The organism is Succinimonas sp. (genome assembly GCF_045225735.1).
In the GTDB taxonomy this organism is placed as follows: Bacteria; Pseudomonadota; Gammaproteobacteria; order Enterobacterales; family Succinivibrionaceae; genus Succinimonas.
In genome coordinates this window covers 1-2,051 of record NZ_JBGVBR010000223.1, presented here as the reverse complement: position 1 = coordinate 2,051, position 2,051 = coordinate 1, and the positions used below count along the sequence as shown (strand labels likewise).

1 protein-coding gene is annotated in these 2,051 nt (G+C 53.4%); it reads left to right on the top strand.

All coding sequences use genetic code 11. The annotated features are described in order from the left end of the window. Positions 1–476: 476 nt before the first annotated feature. Positions 477–1,763, top strand: coding sequence for a transposase (locus ACJROR_RS07760; RefSeq protein WP_406546627.1), 1,287 nt, complete (start codon positions 477–479; stop codon positions 1,761–1,763). Positions 1,764–2,051: the final 288 nt, after the last annotated feature.

Genomic DNA, 2,051 nt, shown 5'->3' with positions numbered 1-2,051 from the left:
CGAGGTCATTCTGCAGCTTGGCAAACATCAGCTCAACGCTGGTAATCATGTCAAAGCCGTACTTGTCCTTGGTGTCCTGAGTGGCTTGTGTCTGGGAAGCTGCCTGACCGTTGCTAACATTGTCAACCATGATAAACTCCTGTGTTTTTCTCTTTGGTTCTGATTTGGATTTGGCTTTTCATCGCCTTGCTGTTCTGATAACGCAGCAAATTCTCCCGGGTTACAAAAAATTTCTCAAAAAAAGCATTATGCGTTTTTGCCGATGATGCGTTTTTTCTCTGTTTGGGCGGGGACGAATGCATGCGAAAAACCCCGCAGGAAAACCTTCGGGGGCTGGACAGAGCCGGCGGGAAGAGATCCCTGCTCTTCAGTCTCTGGCAACGGAGGCGATAAACTGTGAACAAATATCTGTTGCCTGCCCGCTGAGATCCTGCATAATGGCAGCGTTAGCGTTGTTTTTTTATGAGTTGCCTGCCATGTCCCGAGTAAGTTTGCCGGTTGAGGTCAGTGATGAAGAGCTTAAAGAGCTGAAAATGCTGGCCGGCGGGAATGATCCCGTCATGTCCCTGAGAGCCAAAATCATCCTGAACGGCCTTGACGGCACGATGAACAAGGATGTGGCCGCAAAGCTCGGCATTGAGAAGCGCATGGTCTCCCGCTGGAAGGAAAGCTTCCGCAAATACCGGATTCAAGGGCTCAGAAAAACCTATGGCGGCGGGATCAGGAAATCTGATGAAGAGATGGCTGAAGCTGCGGCAAAGGTTAAAGACGCCGTTTCCGCTTATGACAACTGGACGATAGAATCCCTGGCGGCCTCTCTTGACATGAGCGGCTATCTGGTAAAAAAGGCCCTGCAGAAGCTCGGCATCTCTCATCGCCGCATCCATGTCTGGCGTCAGGAAACGGCAGCCCCTTTTATGGTGAAATCCCTGGAGGTAACCGGAATTTACCTCTCTTCCGCGGTGAGAGCTATAGCGGTCACCAGCGCTCCTGAACCCCTGGGAACGGGAAAGGGAGAGCTCTGCACCCGGAACCGGAAGCTTTATCAGGAGCTTGAAAAGATCCAGGGAACGCTGACCCTGCCTGATATCCTGCTTGCGGCGGCGGCTCACTCCGATGATCTGAAAACCGGAAAAACTCCGAGTCTTGCCGCATTCTTGACAGAGATCTGTCAGGAGCTTCCGGATTTCTCTGAGAGTCATGTATTTATCTTCGGAGAGAAACCCCCTCTTATTCGGATCAACCGTCCGGTGACATACCACTGTCATGAATGCAGCGATGCCCGGGAATGGCTGGGCCAGTTCAGAGCCTGGATAACCGGAGCATATGCGGCTCGTGATTTTGAGCAGCGGGACAGACTGACAGCGGCTGTAGATGCTTACCTGAATGCCGCCCGGGAAACCACCGAGCCCTTTTGCTGGCGGAAGCTTTGCAGGCAGAATACTGCTGCCCCCGCCCGGAGCAATGGTCTGACCCCGAAAGTGTCCGAGCTGCTGGAAAAACTGATGAGCTCCCTGAAGGAGGACGAAAGCCCGGTGAAAATCGGCGCGGTGCTGGTCTTGCAGGATGGCCGTGACACTTATGTCACAGCCATGAAATCAGAAACGCCCTTCCCCGCTTCCGCTGATTTTGATTTCAGTTCCCCTGAAGCTGTCGGCAGAAGTCTGGGGCGGCTGGAAAAGCCGGTATACAGCTTTACCCGCAGCATGGACAGGAAGCTTCTGGAAATGCTCTGCATGGCCGTTAAAAAAGGGAGCTTATAGCGGGAGTCACAGCCGCCTGAGGAAAACCTCCTGTGAATAACTGCGCTGCCTCCTCCGGCCCCGCTTCCAAACATACGAAAAAACCCCCTCTGGAAAACCTTCGGGGGTCTGGATGCAATCGGCTGGAACTTAGCCCTGCTCTCTTAGCCTCTGGCAATGGAGGTGAGGGTATCGCCGGACTTGCTGATGGCGGAGATGGCGCCCTGGCTGTAGGAGCTTACCTTGGACATGAAGTCCTGCACAAAAATCATATCCTGCTGAATGTCGGAGCCCTTGGTTTCCTGAATG

Coding starts and splice junctions, on each gene's coding strand:
- ACJROR_RS07760 (WP_406546627.1), top strand. CDS start 477: ATGTCCCGAGTAAGTTTGCCGGTTGAGGTCAGTGATGAAGAGCTTAAA.